Annotated in this window: 24 protein-coding genes; 11 read left to right on the forward strand and 13 right to left on the reverse strand. The window is 68.1% G+C overall.

From position 1 onward, the window contains the following. From O3I_RS17210 to O3I_RS17230, 5 genes are read left to right on the forward strand one after another with little or no spacing between them, the layout of a single operon-like run. Entirely contained in the window at window positions 1-1740 is a 1740-nt protein-coding gene (locus O3I_RS17210) for an HAD-IIIC family phosphatase (protein WP_014984222.1), read from the forward strand. After that, window positions 1730-1978 carry an acyl carrier protein gene (locus O3I_RS17215; RefSeq protein WP_063632255.1) on the forward strand — a complete coding sequence of 83 codons (249 nt, stop codon included), beginning with the start codon at window positions 1730-1732 and terminating at the stop codon, window positions 1976-1978. The genes O3I_RS17210 and O3I_RS17215 overlap by 11 nt, the downstream gene beginning before the upstream one ends. Then, window positions 1975-3522, forward strand: a complete 1548-nt coding sequence (locus O3I_RS43845; RefSeq protein ID WP_014984224.1) for an SDR family NAD(P)-dependent oxidoreductase — start codon at window positions 1975-1977, stop codon at window positions 3520-3522. Before O3I_RS17215 ends, O3I_RS43845 begins: the two co-directional genes overlap by 4 nt. Beyond that, window positions 3485-4444, forward strand: coding sequence for an ABC transporter ATP-binding protein (locus O3I_RS44835; protein ID WP_063632258.1), 960 nt, complete (start codon window positions 3485-3487; stop codon window positions 4442-4444). The genes O3I_RS43845 and O3I_RS44835 overlap by 38 nt, the downstream gene beginning before the upstream one ends. Then, window positions 4431-5222 (forward strand): ABC transporter permease, encoded by a 792-nt coding sequence (locus O3I_RS17230; protein ID WP_014984226.1) that lies wholly within the window; start codon window positions 4431-4433, stop codon window positions 5220-5222. Before O3I_RS44835 ends, O3I_RS17230 begins: the two co-directional genes overlap by 14 nt. A 4-nt stretch (window positions 5223-5226) precedes the next feature. Here the strand turns inward: O3I_RS17230 and O3I_RS17235 are convergent, their stop codons facing one another. After that, the gene (locus O3I_RS17235) at window positions 5227-5733 is read right to left on the reverse strand and encodes a hypothetical protein (RefSeq protein ID WP_014984227.1); all 507 of its coding nucleotides are present in this window, start codon (window positions 5731-5733) and stop codon (window positions 5227-5229) included. Window positions 5734-5977: 244 nt separating this feature from the next. Between O3I_RS17235 and O3I_RS17240 the strand changes: the two genes are divergently transcribed. Then, window positions 5978-6373 carry a nuclear transport factor 2 family protein gene (locus O3I_RS17240; RefSeq protein ID WP_014984228.1) on the forward strand — a complete coding sequence of 132 codons (396 nt, stop codon included), beginning with the start codon at window positions 5978-5980 and terminating at the stop codon, window positions 6371-6373. A gap of 150 nt (window positions 6374-6523) precedes the next feature. Here the strand turns inward: O3I_RS17240 and O3I_RS17245 are convergent, their stop codons facing one another. Both O3I_RS17245 and O3I_RS17250 read right to left on the reverse strand, forming a co-directional pair. Beyond that, complete coding sequence (locus tag O3I_RS17245; RefSeq protein WP_014984229.1) at window positions 6524-6724, reverse strand: hypothetical protein; 201 nt, start codon at window positions 6722-6724, stop codon at window positions 6524-6526. Between the two features lie 100 nt (window positions 6725-6824). Further along, window positions 6825-7721: an aromatic prenyltransferase gene (locus O3I_RS17250; protein WP_081594021.1), complete on the reverse strand. Its 897-nt coding sequence runs from the start codon at window positions 7719-7721 to the stop codon at window positions 6825-6827. A 450-nt stretch (window positions 7722-8171) separates the two neighbouring features. On the opposite strand from O3I_RS17250, the gene O3I_RS17255 reads away from it, so the two are divergent. The 3 genes from O3I_RS17255 (at window position 8172) to O3I_RS17265 (ending at window position 9376) form a co-directional block, all read left to right on the forward strand. Next, window positions 8172-8489, forward strand: coding sequence for a hypothetical protein (locus tag O3I_RS17255; protein WP_014984231.1), 318 nt, complete (start codon window positions 8172-8174; stop codon window positions 8487-8489). Between the two features lie 66 nt (window positions 8490-8555). Then, complete coding sequence (locus tag O3I_RS17260) at window positions 8556-8993, forward strand: roadblock/LC7 domain-containing protein (protein ID WP_014984232.1); 438 nt, start codon at window positions 8556-8558, stop codon at window positions 8991-8993. Between the two features lie 11 nt (window positions 8994-9004). Continuing rightward, entirely contained in the window at window positions 9005-9376 is a 372-nt protein-coding gene (locus O3I_RS17265) for a hypothetical protein (RefSeq protein ID WP_014984233.1), read from the forward strand. A 79-nt stretch (window positions 9377-9455) separates the two neighbouring features. Here the strand turns inward: O3I_RS17265 and O3I_RS17270 are convergent, their stop codons facing one another. Next, entirely contained in the window at window positions 9456-10247 is a 792-nt protein-coding gene (locus O3I_RS17270) for a DsbA family protein (protein ID WP_014984234.1), read from the reverse strand. A 166-nt stretch (window positions 10248-10413) separates the two neighbouring features. Here O3I_RS17270 and O3I_RS17275 point away from each other — a divergent pair, with 166 nt between their 5' ends. Both O3I_RS17275 and O3I_RS17280 read left to right on the forward strand, forming a co-directional pair. After that, entirely contained in the window at window positions 10414-10812 is a 399-nt protein-coding gene (locus O3I_RS17275) for an NUDIX hydrolase (RefSeq protein WP_041562670.1), read from the forward strand. A gap of 350 nt (window positions 10813-11162) precedes the next feature. Then, entirely contained in the window at window positions 11163-11882 is a 720-nt protein-coding gene (locus O3I_RS17280) for a haloacid dehalogenase type II (protein WP_014984236.1), read from the forward strand. Between the two features lie 19 nt (window positions 11883-11901). On the opposite strand, the gene O3I_RS17285 is transcribed toward O3I_RS17280, so the two are convergent. The 9 genes from O3I_RS17285 to O3I_RS17320 all read right to left on the reverse strand — a co-directional run bounded on the left by O3I_RS17285 (window position 11902) and on the right by O3I_RS17320 (window position 19666). Continuing rightward, window positions 11902-12498, reverse strand: a complete 597-nt coding sequence (locus O3I_RS17285; RefSeq protein ID WP_237748318.1) for a DUF6636 domain-containing protein — start codon at window positions 12496-12498, stop codon at window positions 11902-11904. Between the two features lie 300 nt (window positions 12499-12798). Then, on the reverse strand, window positions 12799-13008 hold the full coding sequence (locus O3I_RS43850) for a hypothetical protein (RefSeq protein ID WP_014984238.1): 210 nt from the start codon (window positions 13006-13008) through the stop codon (window positions 12799-12801). A gap of 1222 nt (window positions 13009-14230) precedes the next feature. Then, entirely contained in the window at window positions 14231-14761 is a 531-nt protein-coding gene (locus O3I_RS17290) for an O-acetyl-ADP-ribose deacetylase (protein WP_014984239.1), read from the reverse strand. Between the two features lie 39 nt (window positions 14762-14800). Further along, entirely contained in the window at window positions 14801-15259 is a 459-nt protein-coding gene (locus O3I_RS17295; protein WP_014984240.1) for an SRPBCC family protein, read from the reverse strand. Window positions 15260-15760: 501 nt separating this feature from the next. Next, window positions 15761-16615 (reverse strand): MerR family transcriptional regulator, encoded by an 855-nt coding sequence (locus tag O3I_RS17300; protein ID WP_014984241.1) that lies wholly within the window; start codon window positions 16613-16615, stop codon window positions 15761-15763. A 33-nt stretch (window positions 16616-16648) separates the two neighbouring features. Further along, the gene (locus O3I_RS17305) at window positions 16649-17140 is read right to left on the reverse strand and encodes a glycosyl transferase (RefSeq protein ID WP_014984242.1); all 492 of its coding nucleotides are present in this window, start codon (window positions 17138-17140) and stop codon (window positions 16649-16651) included. A gap of 33 nt (window positions 17141-17173) precedes the next feature. Then, window positions 17174-18067, reverse strand: a complete 894-nt coding sequence (bla, locus tag O3I_RS17310) for a class A beta-lactamase (RefSeq protein WP_424769583.1) — start codon at window positions 18065-18067, stop codon at window positions 17174-17176. A 16-nt stretch (window positions 18068-18083) separates the two neighbouring features. Next, window positions 18084-18821 carry an LGFP repeat-containing protein gene (locus tag O3I_RS17315; RefSeq protein ID WP_014984244.1) on the reverse strand — a complete coding sequence of 246 codons (738 nt, stop codon included), beginning with the start codon at window positions 18819-18821 and terminating at the stop codon, window positions 18084-18086. A 98-nt stretch (window positions 18822-18919) separates the two neighbouring features. After that, on the reverse strand, window positions 18920-19666 hold the full coding sequence (locus O3I_RS17320) for an LGFP repeat-containing protein (protein WP_014984245.1): 747 nt from the start codon (window positions 19664-19666) through the stop codon (window positions 18920-18922). Window positions 19667-19759 lie beyond the last annotated feature (93 nt).

The following is a 19759-nucleotide window of genomic DNA, read 5'->3' on the forward strand; positions in this document are numbered from 1 at the left end:
ATGGCCGATATCGCGGTGCGGATCGCACCCGCCGACGGGTATGTCGCGTGGACTCAGCACGCGAAAACGCTCGCCCGCGAACCGAACCCGCCGGGCGTCGCCGTCCGTCTGGCCGTGCTGGCGACCTACACGACCGACTTCCTCACCGAGCTGCTGCCGCTGGCCTGCGCTCGCGCCGGGGTGACCCCGGAGCTGCTCGAGTTTCCGTTCGGTCAGGTCGAACAGGTCCTGCTCGCGCCCCAAACGCCGTTCCGTGAAGGCGATTACGTCGTGCTGGCGGGTACCCACCACGATGTCACCGGCACGGTCGAGGAGACGGTGGACCGCTGGGTCGGGCTGTGGGACGCCGCGGCGCGCGCCGGCGTGCGCGTGGTGCAGCTCGGGTTCGCGCCGCCCGCGGTCGACGCGTACGGCGCGGCCGCCTGGCGTACCCCGCAGTCGCTTTCGCATCGGGTGCGCGAGATCAACGCGCGGCTCGCCGAACAGGCGGCGGGCCGCGTGTTGTTCGTCGACGTGGAACAGCTTGCCGCCCAGGTGGGTCTGCGGCAGTGGGAGGACTCGCGCAGCTGGTATCGGGTGCGGCAACCGTATGCGCCGGACAGCCTGCCGTGGCTGGCCGCGGCGATCGCCGACACGGTCGCGGCCGACCGGGGCCGGTCCGCGCGGTGCGTGGTGGTCGACCTCGACGGCACCCTGTGGGGCGGCGTCCTCGGCGACGACGGCATCGACGGCATCCGGGTCGGCACCGGCGCCGAGGGCGAGGCGTTCGCCGATTTCCAGCGCTATCTGCGGGCGCTCACCGAGCGCGGCGTGCTGCTCGCGGTGGCCAGCAAGAACGATCGCGACCTCGCGTTGCGGGCTATCAACGAGGCGCCGGGCATGGTGCTGCGGGCCGCCGACTTCACTCATATCGTCGCCGACTGGCGGCCGAAATCCGAACAGCTCCAGGAGATCTCGCAGAAGATCCGGCTGGGCCCCGGCAGCATCGCGTTCGTCGACGACAATCCGGCCGAGTGCGCCCAGGTCGTCGCCGCGCATCCCGAGGTGCGCGCGCTGTGTCTGCCCGCGGCGCCCGCGAAGTTCCGCGCCGCACTGGCCGCGCTGCCCTGGCTGCATCCGGGGGCGCTGTCGAGTGAGGACTTCACGCGGCAACGCTCCTATCAGGCGCTGGCCGCCGCCGAACGGATCGTGACGGACAACCTGGACGAGTTCCTCGCGAGCCTGGACATGGTCGCCACCATCGAGCCGATCAACAGCACCACCCTGGACCGGGCCGCCCAGCTGATCGCCAAGACGAATCAGTTCAACCTGACCACCCGCAGGCACACCCAGAGCCAGGTCCGGAAGATGGCCGAGGATCCGCGGTGGTTCGCCGCGATCCTGCGCCTGCGGGACCGTTTCGCCGATCACGGCATCGTCGGCGTGCTGCTCGCCGAGGACCGCGACGGTGCCGTCGAGATCGACACCCTGCTGCTCAGCTGCCGGGTGATCGGCCGGAACGCGGAGAACAATCTGCTGGCCGCGGCCGCCGAATGGGCGTTGGCACAGGGCAGTTCGCGATTGGTGGGCCGGTATCTGCCGACTGCCCGCAACGCGCTGGTGCGCGAGCTGTACCCCCAGCACGGTTTCGCGCTCGAGGCGGAGTCGGCCCAGGGGGCGGTATACGGATTCGACCTGACGGGTGGCGCGCCCGCGCGCAGCCCGCACGTGCGAGAGGCGCAGACCCAACATGGCTACTGATGTGATGGAGCAGTTGCTCGAGCTGTTCGCCGAAGTGGTCGGCGAGCCGGCCGCCCACGGCCCCGACACGGTGCGCGCCGATATGGACACCTGGGATTCGCTGGCCCAGGTCCGGTTGGTGTACGCGGTGGAACGCGCGTTCGCGGTGGAACTTCCGGAGAGCACGCTCACGTCGGAACCCACACTCGCCGAACTCGCCGCGGCCGTGGTGACCGCACGGCGGGAGCGGGTGTCATGACGGCCCGCGTGTTCCGTGTGACCGACACCGACGTGGCGACCTACGCGGCCGCCACCGGTGATCGCAATCCGCTGCACGTGGACAACGATTTCGGCCACCGCTCGCCGTACGGCAGACCGGTGGCGCACGGCGCGCTCGTGGTCACCCTGGCGCTGGCCGCGCTCGCCGAGACCACCGATCCGATGGCGGTGCGCGATATCCGGGCGACGTTCCGGCAGCCGACGATTCCGGGCCGCCGCTACGAGGTCGATTGGACGGTGTCGGAGAGCGAGGCCCGCGGCCGGGTCAGCTTCGGCGGCATCGAGGTGGTCGGCGTCCGGTGCCGGCTGGGTTCGGTGCTGCCGTGGTGCGGCCCCGCCGCCGCGGATCACCCGCGCCGCGATACCCCGCGCGTGCTCGAATTGGCCGATGTGGCAGGCGATTCCGCGCGGGCGCCGGGGGCCGAACACGGGACGTACGCGGTGGACTACCCGCTGATCGCCGCCTTGGTCTCGCGGGTGATCGGCGGCCGCGTGCCCGAACACGTCGCGGCCGTGCTCGGCTGGGCCAGCTACTGGACCGGCATGTGCACACCCGGCCGGGACGCGCTGCTCGTTGCGACGACCATCGTGCTGCACGGGTCCGGTTCCGGCGCAGTGGAATTCGACACCGCCGCGCCCGAGGTGGACCGGCGCTCGGGGCTGGTCACCCTGGCGGCCGGTATGCGGTGCGGCGCCAGTGCCGACGTCACCGTGCAAAGCCTGATCCGGGAATCGGTGCCCGGGCCGGACCCGCAGGAACTGGCCGCCGTGCTGCCGCCTTCGGAGCGGCTCGCGGGCCGCACCATTTTGGTCGTCGGCGGCAGCCGGGGGCTCGGCGCGGCCGTCTCGCTGGGCCTGGCGAGTCAGGGTGCGCGGGTGCTGGTGAGCTGCACCCGTGCGCCCGAGGTGCTCGCCGCGGCCTCACACGCCTACCGGGATCGGCTGTGGCCGGTGCTCGCCGACGCGAGCGACGGCTATGCGCTCGGTGCCGCCCTGCCGGAAGGTCCGCTCGACGGCGTGGTGCTGCTCGCGGCGCCGGCGATCCCGACCCTGCCGCTGGCGCCGGACGCGGTCGAGACCGCCGCGCAGTTCATGGCGGCGAGCACCCGGCTGGTCTTCGCGCCGCTGTCGGTATGCGTGCCCCGGCTCGACAAGGGCGCCACCGTGGTGCTGATCTCGTCGGAGGCGGTGCTGGCCCCGCCCCGCTGGTGGCCGCACTACGCAGCGGCCAAGGCGGCGGTCGAGGGGCTCGCGGAATACGTTGCGCGCCACCATCCGTGGCATGTCGTGGTGGTCCGCCCGCCGCGGCTGTGGACCGACCTGACGAACACCCCGGGCGGGCGCGCGGTGAGCAACCCCATCGCGCCGGTCGCCGCCGATATCGTCAACGCCTTTTCCGCCGAAGACGTTGTCGCCGGAGAAGTTTCGGTGCTCGGCGCGGCCGGATGGGGCGCGCCCTGGCCACTGCTGCACGAGGAGGTGCGAGATGCTGGAGATCTGCGATCTGAACAAGTCGTACGGTAAGAAACAGGTGCTCACCGGAGTCGACCTGCTCGTGCGACCCGGCGAGATCGTCGGCCTGCTCGGCCCGAACGGCGCGGGCAAGACCACCACGGCCGCCATCGTCGCGGGCCTCACACCCGCTGACTCGGGCACGGTCCGGATCGACGACATCGACCTCGCGGCCGAGCCGCGCCAGGCCCGGCGCAAACTGGGTTTCGCGCCGCAGGAACTCGGCGTGTACCCGACGCTGACCGCGCGGGAGAATCTGACCTTCTTCGGCAAGCTGATGGGCGTGGGCCGCAAGGAACTGCCCGCGCGGATCGACGAGGTCGCCGCGCGGCTCGGCATCACCCCGTTCCTCACCACCCGGGCGCACCAGCTCTCCGGCGGTCAGCAGCGCCGGCTGCACACCGCGATGGCGCTGCTGCACGAGCCGGACGTGCTGTGGTTGGACGAGCCGACCGTGGGCGCGGACGTCTCGGCCCGGCAAGACCTGCTCGACGAGGTGCGCAACCTCGCCGATCGGGGCGCGGCAGTGGTGTACGCGACCCACTACCTGCCGGAACTAGAGGTGCTCGAGGCCCGGGTGGTCGTGCTGCATCAGGGCCGAATCCTGGCGCAGGGGAGTGCCGCCGAGCTGATCGAGCGCCACGCGCAGGCGGCGGTGAGTCTCGAATTCGCCACCGAGATCCCGGCGAGTCTCGGCGGGTTCCTCGCCGCGCCGGGTGCCGCGGTGGTCGAAGCGCGCCGGCTCAATATTCCGACGAACGCGCCCGGCCAACTGCTCGCGCAGTTGTTCACCACGTTGGACACCGATACCGAGCAACTGCTTGCCGCGGAGATCCAGCACCCCGATCTGGAGAACGCCTACCTGGCGATCATGCGCGCGGCCGCGGCCGGCGACGACCAGCCCGTGGAAGGGATCCGAGATGCTGTTGCATGACTCCGCCGTCGATCGGGTGCGCGCCTTGTCCTGGGCGGACCTGCGCCGCATCCGGTCGGACCCGGCCCAGCTCATCGTGCTCACGGTGCTGCCCATCGGCATGATGGCGTTCCTGACCCCGGCGAACAAGGCGCAGCTGCGTTTCTTCGGCGGGTTCCCCAACGCCAGCGGCATCGAACAGGCGGGGCCGGGCACCATCGTGATGTTCGCGTTCTTCATCACGACCTTGCTCGGCGCCTCGTTCTTCCGCGAGCACGAATGGGGAACCTGGGATCGGCTGCGTGCCGCGCCCGTGCGCGCCGGCGAGATCATCCTCGGCAAATCGCTCCCGTCGGTGCTGTTCTCGGTGGTGCACCTGAGCATCCTGTGGCTGGTCGCCTTCACACTGTGGGACCTGCAGAGCAAGGGCTCGGTCTGGTTGCTGCTCCCGATCAGCGCCTCGCTCATGGTCGCGACCTGGGGCTTCGGCATCGCGCTCGTCTCGCTGTGCCGCACCATCGACCAGCTCTCGATCATGGCGCAGGTCGGTTCGCTGGCCATCGGCGGGCTGGCGGGCACGATCACGCCGCGCGACACGCTGCCCGGTTGGGCGCAGGCCTTGTCGCCGTTCACGCCGCAGTACTGGGCGCTGAAGGGTTACCAGGACGTCATCCTGCGCGGAGCCGGGTTCGCCGACATCGTCGAACCCTGCCTCATTCTGCTCGGGGTCGGTGTCGTCGGCGGACTGGTCGCCCTGTTCCGGTTCCGGCTCAGCCACAGCAAGGTCGGCCGCAGCTGAGGCGCTATTCGATCGGCTGGGTGATCGCGTTGTGCTCGTCGTTGATCAGATGGAAAGCCGAGGCCAGGTCGTCCAGGGCGGTCTGCCAGAGTGATTCGGTGCCGTCGCCGTGCGGGTTTCCGCTACTCAGGGACAACAGCACCTGGGCGGCCTCGGCGGCGCGGGCCGCGGCGTCGAGCAGAACCGGGGCCTGATCGGAGAGATGGCGCGGGGCCAGCGCGTCGATCCGGTTGTGCAGCCAGTGCGCGTCGAAATGTGCCTGTTCGGTGGCGTTCTCGCCGTCCAGCGCGGGCTGGGTGCTCGCCGCGGTCCAGCGCCGGGCCAGCTCCTGCTGATCCGGCGTGTTGGTCACCGCGCTGCGCAGTTCGCTGCTGAACACCCGCTGCAACAGCGCGGCCAGTTTGGCGCGCTCGACCGCCGGGTCGTTGTTCTCGGTGGTGAGGGCATCGATGTCGCCGGGGTCGATGTGCAGTACTGCCAGAATTGCCCTCAGTTGCGCGATCGTGGCCACTCAACCCCTGCCTTGTCTGCCTCGCCGAGCCGTTCCTCGGCACCACCCGACCCCCGGTACACGGAACGATTAACCAAATGATAGCCGCACGGTGTCATCGTGGCACCGCAAACGCCGCGCGAATCGTCCGATGCGATATGCGTGTTGGCTATGGCCCGCAATCGATCTCGGCGCGAAGTTGGTTGTGCCTGTGATCACCGCCGCCTCTCTGGTCGATTTAGAATGATCCCTCTAATGTGAAGACATGAGCAACAGAGATGTGGTGAATCGGTTCTATCTGGCGACCCAGGCCAACGACGGCGCCGCGATCTTGGCCGCGCTGCACCCGCGGTTCGAGGCGGCCGTGGCGCCGGGCATGCCCAGCGTCATCGACTTCGCGCCACGCGGTCCGGAGATCGCGCTGGCCACGGTGTGGGGACCGGTCGGCCGGGACTTCGATATCGCGCCCTACGCCGAGGCCTGGTACGACACCGAGGACGGCGCGGTACTCGTCACCGGGCACTACCGCGGTACGGCGCGCGCGACCGGCAAAGCCGTGCTCGCGGAGTTCGCGCATCTGTGGCGCGTGGCCGACGGCAAGATCAGCGCGCTGCATCAGTACACCGATACCTGGTGCTGGCGCGACGCGCTGGCCGCCTGAGCAAGTCGCGATACCGGGCGCTCCCGATGTGTGCGCATGATGACCTCGTTCCGAAACATCGATGCCTACACATCTGAGTTCGGTTTGGTCACCCCCGCGGATTGTCGACACGCCGAAACAATCTCGGCGATCTCGTCGCGGTCCGGTCGCTCAGCGGATCTTGCTCTCGGCTGCGACCAAGTCCAGGACCAGATCCTGCAATAGTCGGCAGGTGGTGTGCGCCTGGGCGAGCAGCAGCTCCGACGATTCGGCCTCCGCCACATCGATGAGCTCGTTCATCTGATGGCACAGGGCGACGAGCCGTCGCACGACCTGCCGCCGCTCCCTGCAGGTGAGTACGTCGCTACGCATACTTTCCCCATCGCGGCGCGACGCTCACTCGTTTCGGCAACTCGCCGGACACCTTGCGGCGAAAGGATTGTCAGCGTCGCCGCCGCTGTTGCGCAGGGCGTCAGTTGACGCGAGGCGCGGTGCCGCCGGGAAAGGTGACCGGCTGGCCGGTAGCGTATTCGGCTTGGACCTTGTAGTAGCGATCGGTAGGGCCATACGCGGCGTAGAAGACGAAGCCGCGCGTGTCCGGGTCGACGAAGGGCGCGCCCTCGACGAAACGGGCCAGCACCGGGTGCAGGTGGGCCGGGAAGTTCGCGGCCTGCACCCGCAGCGGGAAGCAAATGCGTTGCATGCGTGCGGAAGTCCAGGAGAAGGTGCGGTAGATATTGAAGGTGCGGCCGAGTAGTGCGAGCTCCTCCTCGGTCGCCGCCGTGAAGTCGAGGTCGGCCAGGATCTCGGCGATATCGGCCGAGCCGAGGCTGCCCGGTTCGAACACGTTCGAGTACAGATTCATCGTGCGGGCCGCGAAATCGACTGCGAGGATACCGATCCGGCCGCCGTAGCGGGACAGGTGCGCGGCGTGCGCGCGGGCCGCCTCCGGTACCCCGGGAAAGGCGAGCATCCGTTCCACGCTCAGCAGTTCGGGGAAGATCAGCCAGATCTTCTGGACACCTTCGGACAGGGCGACGTCGACACCGGCCCGCGCGGGCACGGCCGCGCTGACCGCGGCCAGCAGTTCTTCCATCGGATGTCCGGTATAGGTGATCAGCCCGGCGTCACGCAGGGTGGTGACGAGTCCGGTCGGCTCGCCCGCGTGCATCAAACGCACATTGACGTCGCGCTCGGGCACCGGATGCGTGGTGGTGCGCACGGCGACAACGGAATTCGTCCACAGGTCGGCGAGCGGCTCCAGTACCGGGTCCACGACCGCCGGGTCGTAACCGACCTCGGCCAGGCGCGCGTACTCGCGCAGATCCCGGCGCAGGTTGTCGAGCGTCACCACTGCGGTAGAACTCATCAGTCACCTCGAATATGCAACCGCCACAGGCTGCCCGAGCCGCCGATGGCTGTGGGAACGGATGGACCGACACTACGTCCGAGGGGACACGATAGTCGGTCTCGGCGCAGGATACGGCGAAGTAGGCAGGAAAGTTGAAGCGTTGACCGAGCGGGCGGCGACACCGGCGCCGGGCGCAGGAAACCGAAAGGTACCTTTTCGCTGTCCGGGGCAATACCGAAAGGTATTGAAACTGCTGGGTATTAAATACTGTGAGGTATATTTAGGACGTATCCTCGGTAAATGTCGCGCTGCTGCGAATTCCCCCCGCGTTTGCCGTACAACACGCGGAGACGGTGTGTAGCGTCTGGAATCCTCAACCCTTACAGAACAGGCGAGGAGCGCGTGCTCGATATCGACGGCTGCCTTGCGCGCATTATGGATATACCCGGTGCGTGCAGTACGACACTTGTGGACGGTACGAGCGGTCTCGCGATCGCTGCGGCGGGTCGGCACGACCTGGTCGATCAACACGAAGATGCCGCTGCCACAACCGATATCGTGCGTTCGGTGCTGCACTGCGCGGCGCTCGCGACCGGATCCGACGACACCGAGATCATCGTGTGCGGAACGCACGCCTATCACCTCTTGAATCCGCTGCCCGGAGATTTCGCCGGGCAGCTCTTCGTGCACGTCCTGTTCGATGGTGACACCGGAAATCTGGCGTTGGCCCGATACCGGCTGCGGGGAATTCTCGCGGAATTCGCTGCGGACGATCATGAGCGTTGAGACGGAAGTCCGAGGGGCAGCTTGGGAGGACCCGTGACCGCGCGAAGGAAATTGCTCGGAGATTTGATGGGAAGGTTGACCAAGGTGGCGATGACCGCACCGGAACTGAACACGACCGTACTGGGGGAGTTGAAGCTGCTCCGCGAGCGGGTCCCGCAGCTGACCGGCGCGCTAGTCGCATCCAGCGACGGGCTGCTCGTCGCCCACGATTTACCGCCGCACATCGAGCCCGGCGGTATGGCGGCTCTGGCGGCCGCGCAACTGTCGCTGTCCTATCGGCTGACGACCACCGCGCACGGTGGCGGGTTCCACGAGGTCGTGGTGCGCGGCAGCGAAGGACACGTGGTGATCTACGCGGCGGGGTGGACCTCGCTGACCGTCCTGGCCGGGCCCGACGTGAATGTCGGCCGGCTGCACCTGGAGTCACGGCCGGTGGCCCGCGCCATCGCCGACCACATGCTGGCGAACGACTTCGGCACAGACCAGACAACACACACCGAATGAGAGGAACAGACATGTCCAATCTGGATCTGTCGCTGAAAGACATGATGGTGATCGACGGCGCGCTCGGCGCCGCGGTCGTGGACTACAACAGCGGGATGGCGCTCGGCACGCTCGGCAGCTCCAAAGCACTCGATCTGCAGGTCGCCGCCGCCGGCAACACCGAGGTGGTGCGCGCCAAGATGCGCACCATCGAACAGCTCGGCCTCAACGAAGGCATCGAGGACATCCTCATCTCCCTCTCCGGCCAGTACCACATCATCCGCCCCATGAGCGGCCGAAAATCCAAGGGCCTGTTCCTCTACCTCGCCCTCGACCGCACCCGCGCCAACCTCGCCCTCGCCCGCCACCGCCTAAAAGGCATAGAAGAAGACCTCGAGGTCTGACCCCCGGTAGCGCCGGCGCGGCGGCCCCTCGCCGCCCGGGCGCCTACCGGCCGAAGCCGTAGGCGCCCAACGCGATTACTCAGCGGAGGGTGGGGGCGAGGCCGTTGGGGGTGAAGAGTTGTTTGGGGTCGGCCACGGGGTGGTTGTTGATCAGGACGGTGGGGGTGGAGCGGATGCCGCCGTCGATGATCTCCTTGGATTTGGTGCGCAGGTAGGTGTCGTAGCGGCGGTCGGTGATGCATTGGGCCACAGTGGATTCGGTGTAGCCGGCGCTCTGGGCGATCGCGATCAGTTCGGTGTCGGGCAGTCCGGCGCCGCCCTCGGCGGGCTGCTGCTCGAACATGGTGGCCAGCCAGCCCTGGAACTTCGCCGGGTCGGCTTCGGCGACACAGTAGGCCGCGTTGCCCGCGCGTGAGGAGTACTGGGTGGTGGAGGCGCGGTCGAGGAACGAGATGATGTTGTACTCGATCAGCGCGGAACCGCGGGTCGCGGCGTCCTCCAGCGCGGTGGCGTTGGCCTGCTCGAACGCCTGGCAAGCCGGGCATTGCAGGTCGGCGACCACCTGGACGACGTTTTTCGCGGCGGGATCCCCGATCGGGATGGCGCCGTTGGCGGTGACGTTGGCGGGGGTCGCGGCCAGCGGTTGCTGCTGTTCGGCGGCGGGCTGCTGGCCGGTCGCGGGCTGCTGCGCCTGCGGCGCCGCGACCGCGGTGCCGACGAAATCCCGGCTCAGGTCCTGCGCCACGATCACGACACTGACCCCGGAAACGACGGCGAACAGCAGGGCACCCGCGACCATGCAGGCCAGCACCGTGCGATTGCGGTCCCCGCTCGGCGGCAGGCTGGGCCACCCACTCCGACTGGTGTTCATCGTTCCCCCATGCCTTTCGCCGATCGAACAGGTTCGCTCCGACACATTAGTGTCGCCGACCGCGTTTCGTATCGCCGACCGGCGAATAGCACTCGGCGCGCGGATGATCGGCGGCTAGTGCATATTCGGTTGACCCGTCACCGGAGCGGAAAAGTAGGGTGGTCCGGTGATACGGACAGCTGCGTTGGCCCACGTCAGGGATCGTCGTCTGCTGCAGGCGCGATCGATCGGCAAGGAAGTCTTCTACATGGCGGGCGGGAAGATCGATCCCGGCGAAACGCCCGTCGGCGCGCTGCACCGCGAGGTGCGCGAGGAACTCGGCGTCGGCGTCGTGTCCTGCGACGAACTCGGTGTGTTCGAAGCCGAAGCGTACGGTCATGCGGCCGGCACCCAGCTGCACATGACGTGCTTCACCGCGGAACTGGACGGCGAGCCCCGGCCGACCAGCGAAATCGCCGAGCTGCGCTATTTCACGGTAAGTGAGTACGCGGCAATGGATCACGTCGCGCCCGGCTCGATGCTGGTCTTCCGCAAGTTGCACGAGCTGGGTTTCGTCGACTGGTAGGTCCGCGGGAAATGCGGGCTCGCAATGCCATTCGAGATCTGTCGGTGGTCGGCACGGGTATCGCCGTGGCGACGTCGATGGGACGTTACGCGATCCGATTGCTATGAAGGTCGCCGCGGGGAGCGAGGTGGCGGCGAGATGCTGGTGCGTTCGGCTCGGTGGATGCGACGCTGCATGGTTCGTAGGCCGGTTGCGGTGAAGGTGGCGCGGGGGAGCGAGGTGGCTCGGATGCAGTTGTCGGTCACCGGGATCGATACGGTCTGAAGCCGGCCGCGCGCCGCACGCGTTACGCTCGGCTGCGAGATTCGGAGAATGCCGGGCTGCGGCACCGTCACTCGAAGGGACTCCGAATGTCCGGGTTCGATCGGGATGCGGTGCAGGTGATCCTGTGTGACATTTTCGGCACCACCGTGGATTGGTTCAGCGGGGTCAGCGAGCAGGCGGCGGAGATCTTCGCGGCGGCCGAGGTGCGGCTCGACGCAGAGGTGTTCGCCAACGACTGGCGGGACATGTATCTGCCTGCGATGCAACGGGTTCGCGAAGGCGAGCGGTCGTGGGCTTATCTCGACACCTTGCATCGCGAATCGCTGGACAGTCTGCTGGAGCGGCACGGTGTCGCCCTCGACGACGAGGCTCGCGCCCGGCTGGTCCGATCCTGGCACGTGCTGCCCGCCTGGCCCGACGCGGCCGCCGGGCTGGCCCGGCTGCGGACCCGCTACACCGTCGCGGCGTTGTCCAACGGCGGCATGGCGTTGCTCACCCGCCTGGTGAAAACTGCTGAGCTGCCGTTCGATTGCATCCTGTCCGCGGAATTGGCCCGGTCCTACAAGCCGGCACCGCAGGTGTACCGCACCGCGACGACACTGCTCGATGTCGACCCGGATCGCGTACTGATGGTGGCAACCCACGGCTGGGACATCGACGGCGCGCGGACGGCGGGCTTGCGCACCGCTTTCGTGGAACGTCCGGGGGAGAAGGGCCCGCATCGGCAGGCCGATCGCCCGGCGGACACCGTCAGCGATCTGACGGCCTCCGACTTCCTTCAACTCGCCGAAATCCTGGGCTGCTGAGCGCTTTTCGCGGACCGGCTCAGAACAGTGACTGCTTGTCCGCCGCGAGGAAGAACCCGTGCCCGGCCTGACTGCACTGGATGCCCGCCTCCGACGACGTGCACGCGGTCCCCTTGACGACGATCGTCTCGCCGTACGCGAGCACCTTGCCGCCGCCTTCGCTACCGCCGTCGACCGGCGGACCCACGAACACACCCTGATTCAAGCAAAGGTACTTGCCTTCACCACCAACGACCTGCGCCGCCACCGCCCGATCCGGCCGCGTCCCGCAGTCGGGCAGTTCCGCCGGAATCACCGTCGCGTTCTTCAACTGGCATCCGGTGCCTAGCCCGTTGCTTTCGATGAACCCGCACTTGATGTTCTTGCTCGGTGACTGGAAGTAGTAGTAGCCCTCCTGCTGGTAGTCCCGAGCATCGACCGTCGCGTCCTCGCGCGACGGCAGTTTCGTCGGCGCCGCAGGCGTCCCCGCCGTATCCGGACTGCGCCGCGGTGACACCCCCGGCGCCGCGCTCGGCGCGCTAGAGGTGCCATCACTGCTCGACTTCGAACTGTCCGTACATCCGGCCGCACCACCCACCGCAGCCAGCAGAGCAAAAGCCAATATCAACGTCTTCATGCCGTCTCCCACAGTCGATTCCACCCCAACGAACTGAGCTTTCCATCGACCCGACCGACCGGCTTGTTACGACGCATCCCGGACCTGTGACCGCAAAGGCGGGGGCGTCGGCGACGTCCATGCCGGTCAGCTCCGACACCATGGTGTGATGCTGTTAGCGCTCGGTGACCTCGTGCTCGTTGCCTCGTGCACCGCACGCGTGGCGATGGCGTTGTACGCGTCGGTATGGCTGCTGTGCACCGGTTGGGTGGCCGACCCTGCACCGCGGCCCCGCGTGGGTGTCCCGTGCTGTAGCAGGAGTCAGCCGCAGAACAACGGCTGAAGCGGAGTCAGCAGCGGGCTCACGGGCCCATTCTTCCCGCCTGTGATCTCGATCAGAAACACCGCCGGCCAGGTGAACGCCGAGCACAGCAGCGAGGGCGGTGGCGGAGAGGCTTGAGCCGGAGCCGCCGCTATCAACGTCGACGCGATGATCGCCCCGGCTACGCCCGAGAGCAGCAACTTTCGCATTGGTGTTCCTTCCTTCTACGGCTTGACCTGGGCAGAAGACGCTGTGCCCGCAGGCGGAGTGCCTTTCGAATCGCTGTTCAAATAGAGAACACTGATCACGGATTGCTGGATAGTAGCTTCATGTCGCCTTGGTTGGCAACTGGTGCAGACCACACCGGAAGAGGCGCTGGGCTCGATGGGGTCTGGTCGTGGCGGATTGCTCGTCGAGGTGCAGCCCGTCCCATATGTGCGCGTTGGGGCTTTGGAGGTGCGCGCTGCCCGTCGAGGTGCAGCCTGTCCCGTGTGTGCGCGTCGTGGTGAGTGTCCCGGGTCCGGTTGTGCGGTTGGGGCTTTGGAGGTGCGCGCTACCCGTCGAGGTCTACTCCGTCCCAGGTTTGCACGCGGATCATGCTGGGCGCGTCGCCTGCCGTACCCGGCTGTAGGTGCACGTCAGGCGGTAGGCGCCCAGTTTCAGCGTGGTCGTCTGGCTGTGGTTGCGTCTCGAGCGCCTCGGGACGAACTGTGGTCGCCTGTCGGGCGGCTCGGGAGGAGGGGCGGTGCCGTTCGGTCTGAACCAAGCGACAGATAGGTTCGGGTTCACAGAGCGTGCACTCGCCTCACAGGGGTTATAACCCCTGTGAGGCGTACAGAAAGTCTGTGCAACCTACCGCGCAGCCGCGCGAACCCCGCATGTCCAACCCAAGCGACAGATAGGTGCGTGTCGACACGCGGAACCCCCGCAGCCGCACCCTTTCTCGGGATCCGCCCGCCTCTGGCCGCACGGAAGTGGTGCAAATCCCGAGAAGGGGTGTGGATTTCGAGAAGGGCACACACCGCCTGCCGCCCCTCGACAGCGCTGGCCCATCCCTGAAAAGGATCCCCGGTACGGCACCACAGCCAGACGACCACGCCGGAACCAGACGCCGCGCTCCATACCCGCGCCTACAGCCGGGAACCCAACCCAACGGGCCCAGCATCATCCCTGTAACTCCCGCGGCAGGCGCACAATTCGAGCCCGCCAAAATCGGCAGCCAGCCAACAAGCCCAAACGCGACGCCCCCGACCATTCGCGAGAACTACCCACCCGTCGGCACGAGAGCTGCCTGCCTGGTTGCGGCGAGTGCTACAAGCACGTCTCCGTGGGATCTGTTCATTCCGTTGGAGCGAATGCTGTCCGCCCGTGGGGTGCGGGTACTGCCTTCGCAGCCGGTGTGTGCCGCCTGCCCGGTGGTGCGCGCACCACCTATCCTGCGGCGGCGGCGAACGCCTCGTACCCCTGTTCGTCGAACAATACGAAATGTGCTTCTCGGACGGTGGTTTTCGTGCTGCGCACGGTGTCTATGGCGATTCGGGCGCCGTTGTCGAGGGGCCAGCCGAAGGTGCCGGTGGAGATGGCGGGGAAGGCGATGGTTTGGGCGCCGAGTGCTGTTGCGGCGCGGAGGGATTCGCGGTAGCAGGAGGCGAGGAGGGCGGAGCGGTCTTCGGTGGGTGACCAGATCGGGCCGACGGTGTGGATGACCCAGCGGGCGGAGAGGCGGCCGGCGGTGGTGGCGACGGCGTGTCCGACGGGTAGGCCCTGCCGGTATCGGGTGGCGCGTAACTCGCGGCAGGCGGCGAGGATCTCGGGGCCGCCCGCCGCGTGGATCGCACCGTCCACCCCGCCACCGCCGAGCAGGGAAGAATTGGCCGCGTTGACGATCGCGTCGACGGACTGCCGGGTGATGTCCCCGCGCAGCAGCACTATGGCGGCGGTCCGGTGCGATTCAGCGGTCATGGGCCCGACGGTAGCGGGTGCGCCGAGAAGTGGGCTGGTTCAGGGCTTCTCGGCGAGTTCGGCGAGGCGGTCGACGGACGCCAGAAGCTTGTCCGAGGTGGTGGCGCGGGCCCGGACCAACCGCTTCTCGTCGGTCAGCTCCGACCAGTCGTAGGTGTGCGTCACCCGGGTGCGCGCATCGTCGATCGGTTCGATCTCCCAGCGCCACAGGTGTCCCGGCTGCTCCTGCCCGACTTCGGATGGGCGCCAAGCGATTCGGCGTCCCTCCTCGAATTCCACCACGTGATTCTCCCGCACGGCCCCCATGGTGAGCGTCATCGTGAACACGTCCCCGACCGCACGCACCCGCTGGCCGGTCGGCGCCTCGGCCAGATTCTCGTTCCCGTCCCAGCGCGGCTGCTGCGCCGGGTCGGCGATCAACTCGAAAATCGTGTCCGCCCCCGCGGCGATCTCCCGGCTGGCCTGTACCACCTGCGCGACATCATCGGTCTCTGTCATGCTTCCGATCGAAACATCTCCGCACCCATCCCGCACCCCCAAACTGCCCGCGTCCGGCAGACGTGCGCACCGCCGCCGCTGTGCGCGCTCGGTTGCGCGACCGCCTACGTCAAGCGGAACGGCGTCTGCGTTCGGCAGATGCCTGTACTTCCCGCGGCTGTGTGCTCGGTTGCGCGACTGCCTGCCGTCGAGGGGGAGTAGCGCGCGTGTTCGGCGGAGGCGCGTGTCTTGGCGGCTGTGGGCTTGGTTGCGCCAGCGCCTGCCGTCGTGGGCCGGCAGTTGTGCCCGCTCGGTTGCGCGATGCCGATCGTCCAACGCGCACGAGCGTCTGAGTCCGGGTGCCTTCGCGGCTGCGCTCGGTTGCGCGACCGCTTTACCGTCGAAGGTGGGTAGCGGCCGATGCGCCGTGCGCGCCCGGTGACGTGACCACCCGGCCAGGCCGGATGACCGGGCGTCGCGGCCGGCGGTTGACGGCGACCGCACCGTCTCACACCCCGACGTTCAATCCCACGTAGCCGTTTCCGGCTCCACCCCGTGCACGCGGGCGTTCGCGAACACCACGTCGCGCAACCACTGCGTGAGTTCCGGGGCCATGGCGTCGTGGTATTCGGCGTAGCCGGGTTCGTCGACGAACATGCGGGCGATGCAGACGTGGCGGGCGTGGGGGCAGTCGAAGTAGCGGGACAGGAGGGCGCGATGCCGTTCGGCGAGGGTGTTGGCCGCGTCGGATCCGGGGGCGATATCGGCCAGTTTCGCGGCGGCTAAGTCGGCGTACAACTGCTCGGTTTCGGCGGCGATTTCGCGCCAGTCGTCCGCCGAGCGGTGCGCGGCTCGTTCGGCGTATTGCGCCCACTGCGGGCTGTCGCCCCAGCGCTGTCCGGCCTGCTCGACCCATTCGCTGCGCCACTGGTCGCCGAAGATCTCGACCTGCTGCTGCGGTGTCAACCGGATGCCGGAGCGGAAGGATTCCAGCATCCGGTCGACCGCACCGACCATTTCTTCTAGGCGAGCGATCCGGTCGACCAACTGGGACCGTTGGTTGCGCAGGTGGTCGCGTGCGTCGGCGGCTGGATCGTCGAGGACTCGGGCGATATCGGCGAGCGGCAGCCCGATCTCCCGATAGACGAGTACACGGTGGATCCGCGCGATGTCCTCGGCCGAATACAGCCGGTAACCGGCCCAGGTCCGGCCGCTCGGCTGGACCAGGCCGATCACGTCCCAGTGGTGCAGCGTGCGCACGCTGATCCCGACGAGCGCGGCGGTGCGGCCGACGGTGGCGCCGTCGGGGTCGATCGGCTCGCCCGTCCCGGCCGGTGCGTCGCGGGCCCCTCGTGTCATCAGGTCAGTATCGCGCATGATTACCACCTCGGATCGCGGGCGAAGCCCCGGTCACGCTTCCGGTACGGGGAATCCGACGGCCCGCAGGGCGTCCGCCTGCGGACTGCGCGGGTCGATCGGCCGCGCCGCCGTCATGACGACGTGCGCGCGTTCCGGAGTGATCACCGTCAATTCGAGGGCGTTCCACGGCATCTCCCGGGGGCCGCTGGTGGAGCCGGGCGCGAGTGCTTCGCAGCGGCTTGCGATCTCGTCGATCTGACTGGGCACGCAGGAGAAATCGACCCGCATGGCCGGTGCGGCGTCGGCCGGCTCCCCGGCGACCAGCAGCACATCCTGAAATGCCCAGCGCCGCAGGTGGATCAGCTGACCGGGGATGGTGAAGATGTCGATGAACCCGAGCCCGCGCAGCCAGAAGTCTTCGGAGGCGGCGAAATCGGCGGTGGGCACGGTGATGAACATCGGCATGCCGTAGTAACTGCGGTAGACCTCGGGCGCGACCGCGTCGAGCGCGGGCACGGGAACCGGGCTGAGGTATTCGTTCATGCCCTGATCGTGGAGCCTCACGCGACGTGAGGGTCAAGCCAACGCACTCACCACGTACGCGGCGGCCTCGGCGAGCAGCGCCTGGTCGTATTCGGCATCCGCGGTCGCCTTGCTGGACATGAGGGAGATGACCAGCGGCGCACGATCCGGCGGCCACACGATGGCGATATCGTTGAGCGTGCCGAAATCCCCGGTCCCGGTCTTGTCGGCCACCTTCCAGCCCTGCGGCACGCCCGCCCGGACGCGCAACGCACCCGCGCCGGTCGCGTTGCGCTCCAAGAGATCTCGCAGGAACGCACGCTTGTCGTCGGGCAGTGCGTCGCCGAGCACGATCCGCTGGTAGTCGGTGCCGAGTGCGCGTGGTGAACTGGTGTCGCGCGGATCGCCGGGCGTCGCCTCGGTGATCGCGGGTTCGATCCGATCCATCCGAGTGACCGGATCGCCGAGCCCGCGCAGGTAGGCCGTCAGTTCCGCGGGTCCGCCGAGATCGCGCAGCAGCAGGTTGCCCGCGGTGCCGTCGCTGTATCGCACGGCGGCGTCGCACAGGTCGCGGATGGTCATGCCGGTGGCGACATGCTGCGGCGTGATCGCGGCATTCTTGGTCAGGTCTGCCTCGGTGTACCGAACTACAGTGTCCAAGTGCGACAGCGGGTTTCGCTGCAACATCGCGGCGGCGGCCAGTCCCTTGAAGGTGGAACAGAACGCGAATCGCTCTTCTGCCCGGTGCGCGATGATCGCACCGCTCGCGGTGTCGAGAGCGTAGACACCCAAGCGTGCGTCGAACTTTCGTTCCAACTCGGAGAGCCGGTCGTGCCGTGCCTGCGTGGTCGGCGCGGATTCCGTTGTCGTGCTTGTCGAACAGGCTGTCAGCGGCAGCAGTGCGGTCGCGCCGAGCAGCGTGCGACGGCTGATGCGGTTGTCACCCAAGGTCATCCGATGAATGCTACGGCTGCCAGGTGATGCGACCGCCTTCGAAATCCTGGGCTTTGCCGCCCTCGTAGTCGTATTCGTCGCCGGTGGGGTAGCCGTAGGCGCCGTTGGCCCCGGCACGGGATTCCCAGGTGAGCCGGATCGCGCCCCATACCGCGTGGGCACCGGTCTTCTGTGACCAGTAGATGGCGCCGTCGTTGAACAGGTTGTAGCGGCCGTTGTTCTTCGCGGCCGCCTCGTCGGTGATCGGGAAGCCGAGCGGGCTGTTCTCCGATCCGAGCGAGTTCCACTTGTCCCGGATCACGCCGCCGAGTTGATGCGCCGCGGTGCCCACCGACCAGTAGATCGAACCGCCCTGGAAATGGCTGAAGCTGCCCGCTTTCACCGGTGTCTGCTCCACCCGGGTCACCGGGTAGCGCAGCGCGCCGGACTCCGCGCCGAGGCCACGCCATTTCTCCAGGATCGGGCCGCCGATCTGGTGCGCGCCGACTGCGGCGTTCCAGTAGATCGCGGCGTTGCGCTCGAAGTCCTGGTACTTGCCGCCGTTCGCGGCGTCGGACTCGGGTGTGGTCGGGTCGCCGAGCGCCGCGTTACCGCCGGCCGCGTCGTATTCGACCTCGATGGCGCCGCCGACCTCGAACGGTCCGATCGGCCGGGCGTGCGCGACTCCCGCGGTGAGGGCTACCGCGAGCACGGCGGTGGCCAGTGCGGTCGAATGCGATCCGGGCAGAATCCGGTACAGGCGTGCCAATGAAACTCCTCGGTTCGGCGATCCTCGATGACGAGACAGCGTCGCCGAGGATGATGACACGCCGCGACCGCGTCGAACCCGCCGACCCGGCGCTGCGCTCACGGCTGCCAGGTGATACGTCCCCCTTCGAAGTCCTGGGCCTTGCCGCCCTGGTAGTCGTATTCGTCGCTGGTGGGGTAGCCGTAGCCGCCGTTCGCGCCCGCCCGTGCTTCCCACGTGGTGCGGATCGCGCCCCAGACGACGTGCGCGCCGTACTTCGGGGACCAGTAGATGGCGCCGTCGTTGAACAGGTTGTAGCGGCCGTTGTTCTTCGCGGCCGCCTCGTCGGTGATCGGGAAGCCGAGCGGGCTGTTCTCCCAGCCGTAGGCGGCCCACTTGTCCCGGATGGCGCCGCCGATCTGATGGGCGGCCGTCCCGACGGACCAGTAGATGGACCCGCCCTGGAAGTGGTTGTAGCGCCCCGGCTTCGACGGGGTCGACTCTTCCCTGGTCACCGGGTAGCCGAGCACGCCGTTCTCCCAGCCCAGGTTGCCCCATTTGTCGCGGATCGCGCCGCCGACCGCGTTCGCGCCGGTGCTGGGATGCCAGTAGATGGAGGCGTTGCGTTCGAAGGCCTGGAACTTCCCGCCGCGGCCCGCGTCGGATTCCGGCGTGACCGGATCGCCGAACACGGCGCCGCCGCCCGCCTGGTCGTATTCGACCTCGATCGCGCCGCCGACATCGAACGGCCCGATCGGCCGGGCGCCTGCCGGGCCCGCTGTGAGCAGTGCCGCGAGCGCGGTGGCGGTGGCCGCGGTCAGCGCGACGCGGCCGTGCGGGCGAGGGGTGCGAGATAGACGTGCCAAAAGAACTCCCGGGGTGCTGGTGAGTACGAGACAACGGTGTCGCGCAATCCGACATCAGCCCTATCGGCGGTACCGGCGAGGTCGTTAGCCGAG

Origin of the sequence: Nocardia brasiliensis ATCC 700358 (assembly GCF_000250675.2) — a bacterium.
Lineage (GTDB): Bacteria > Actinomycetota > Actinomycetes > Mycobacteriales > Mycobacteriaceae > Nocardia > Nocardia brasiliensis_B.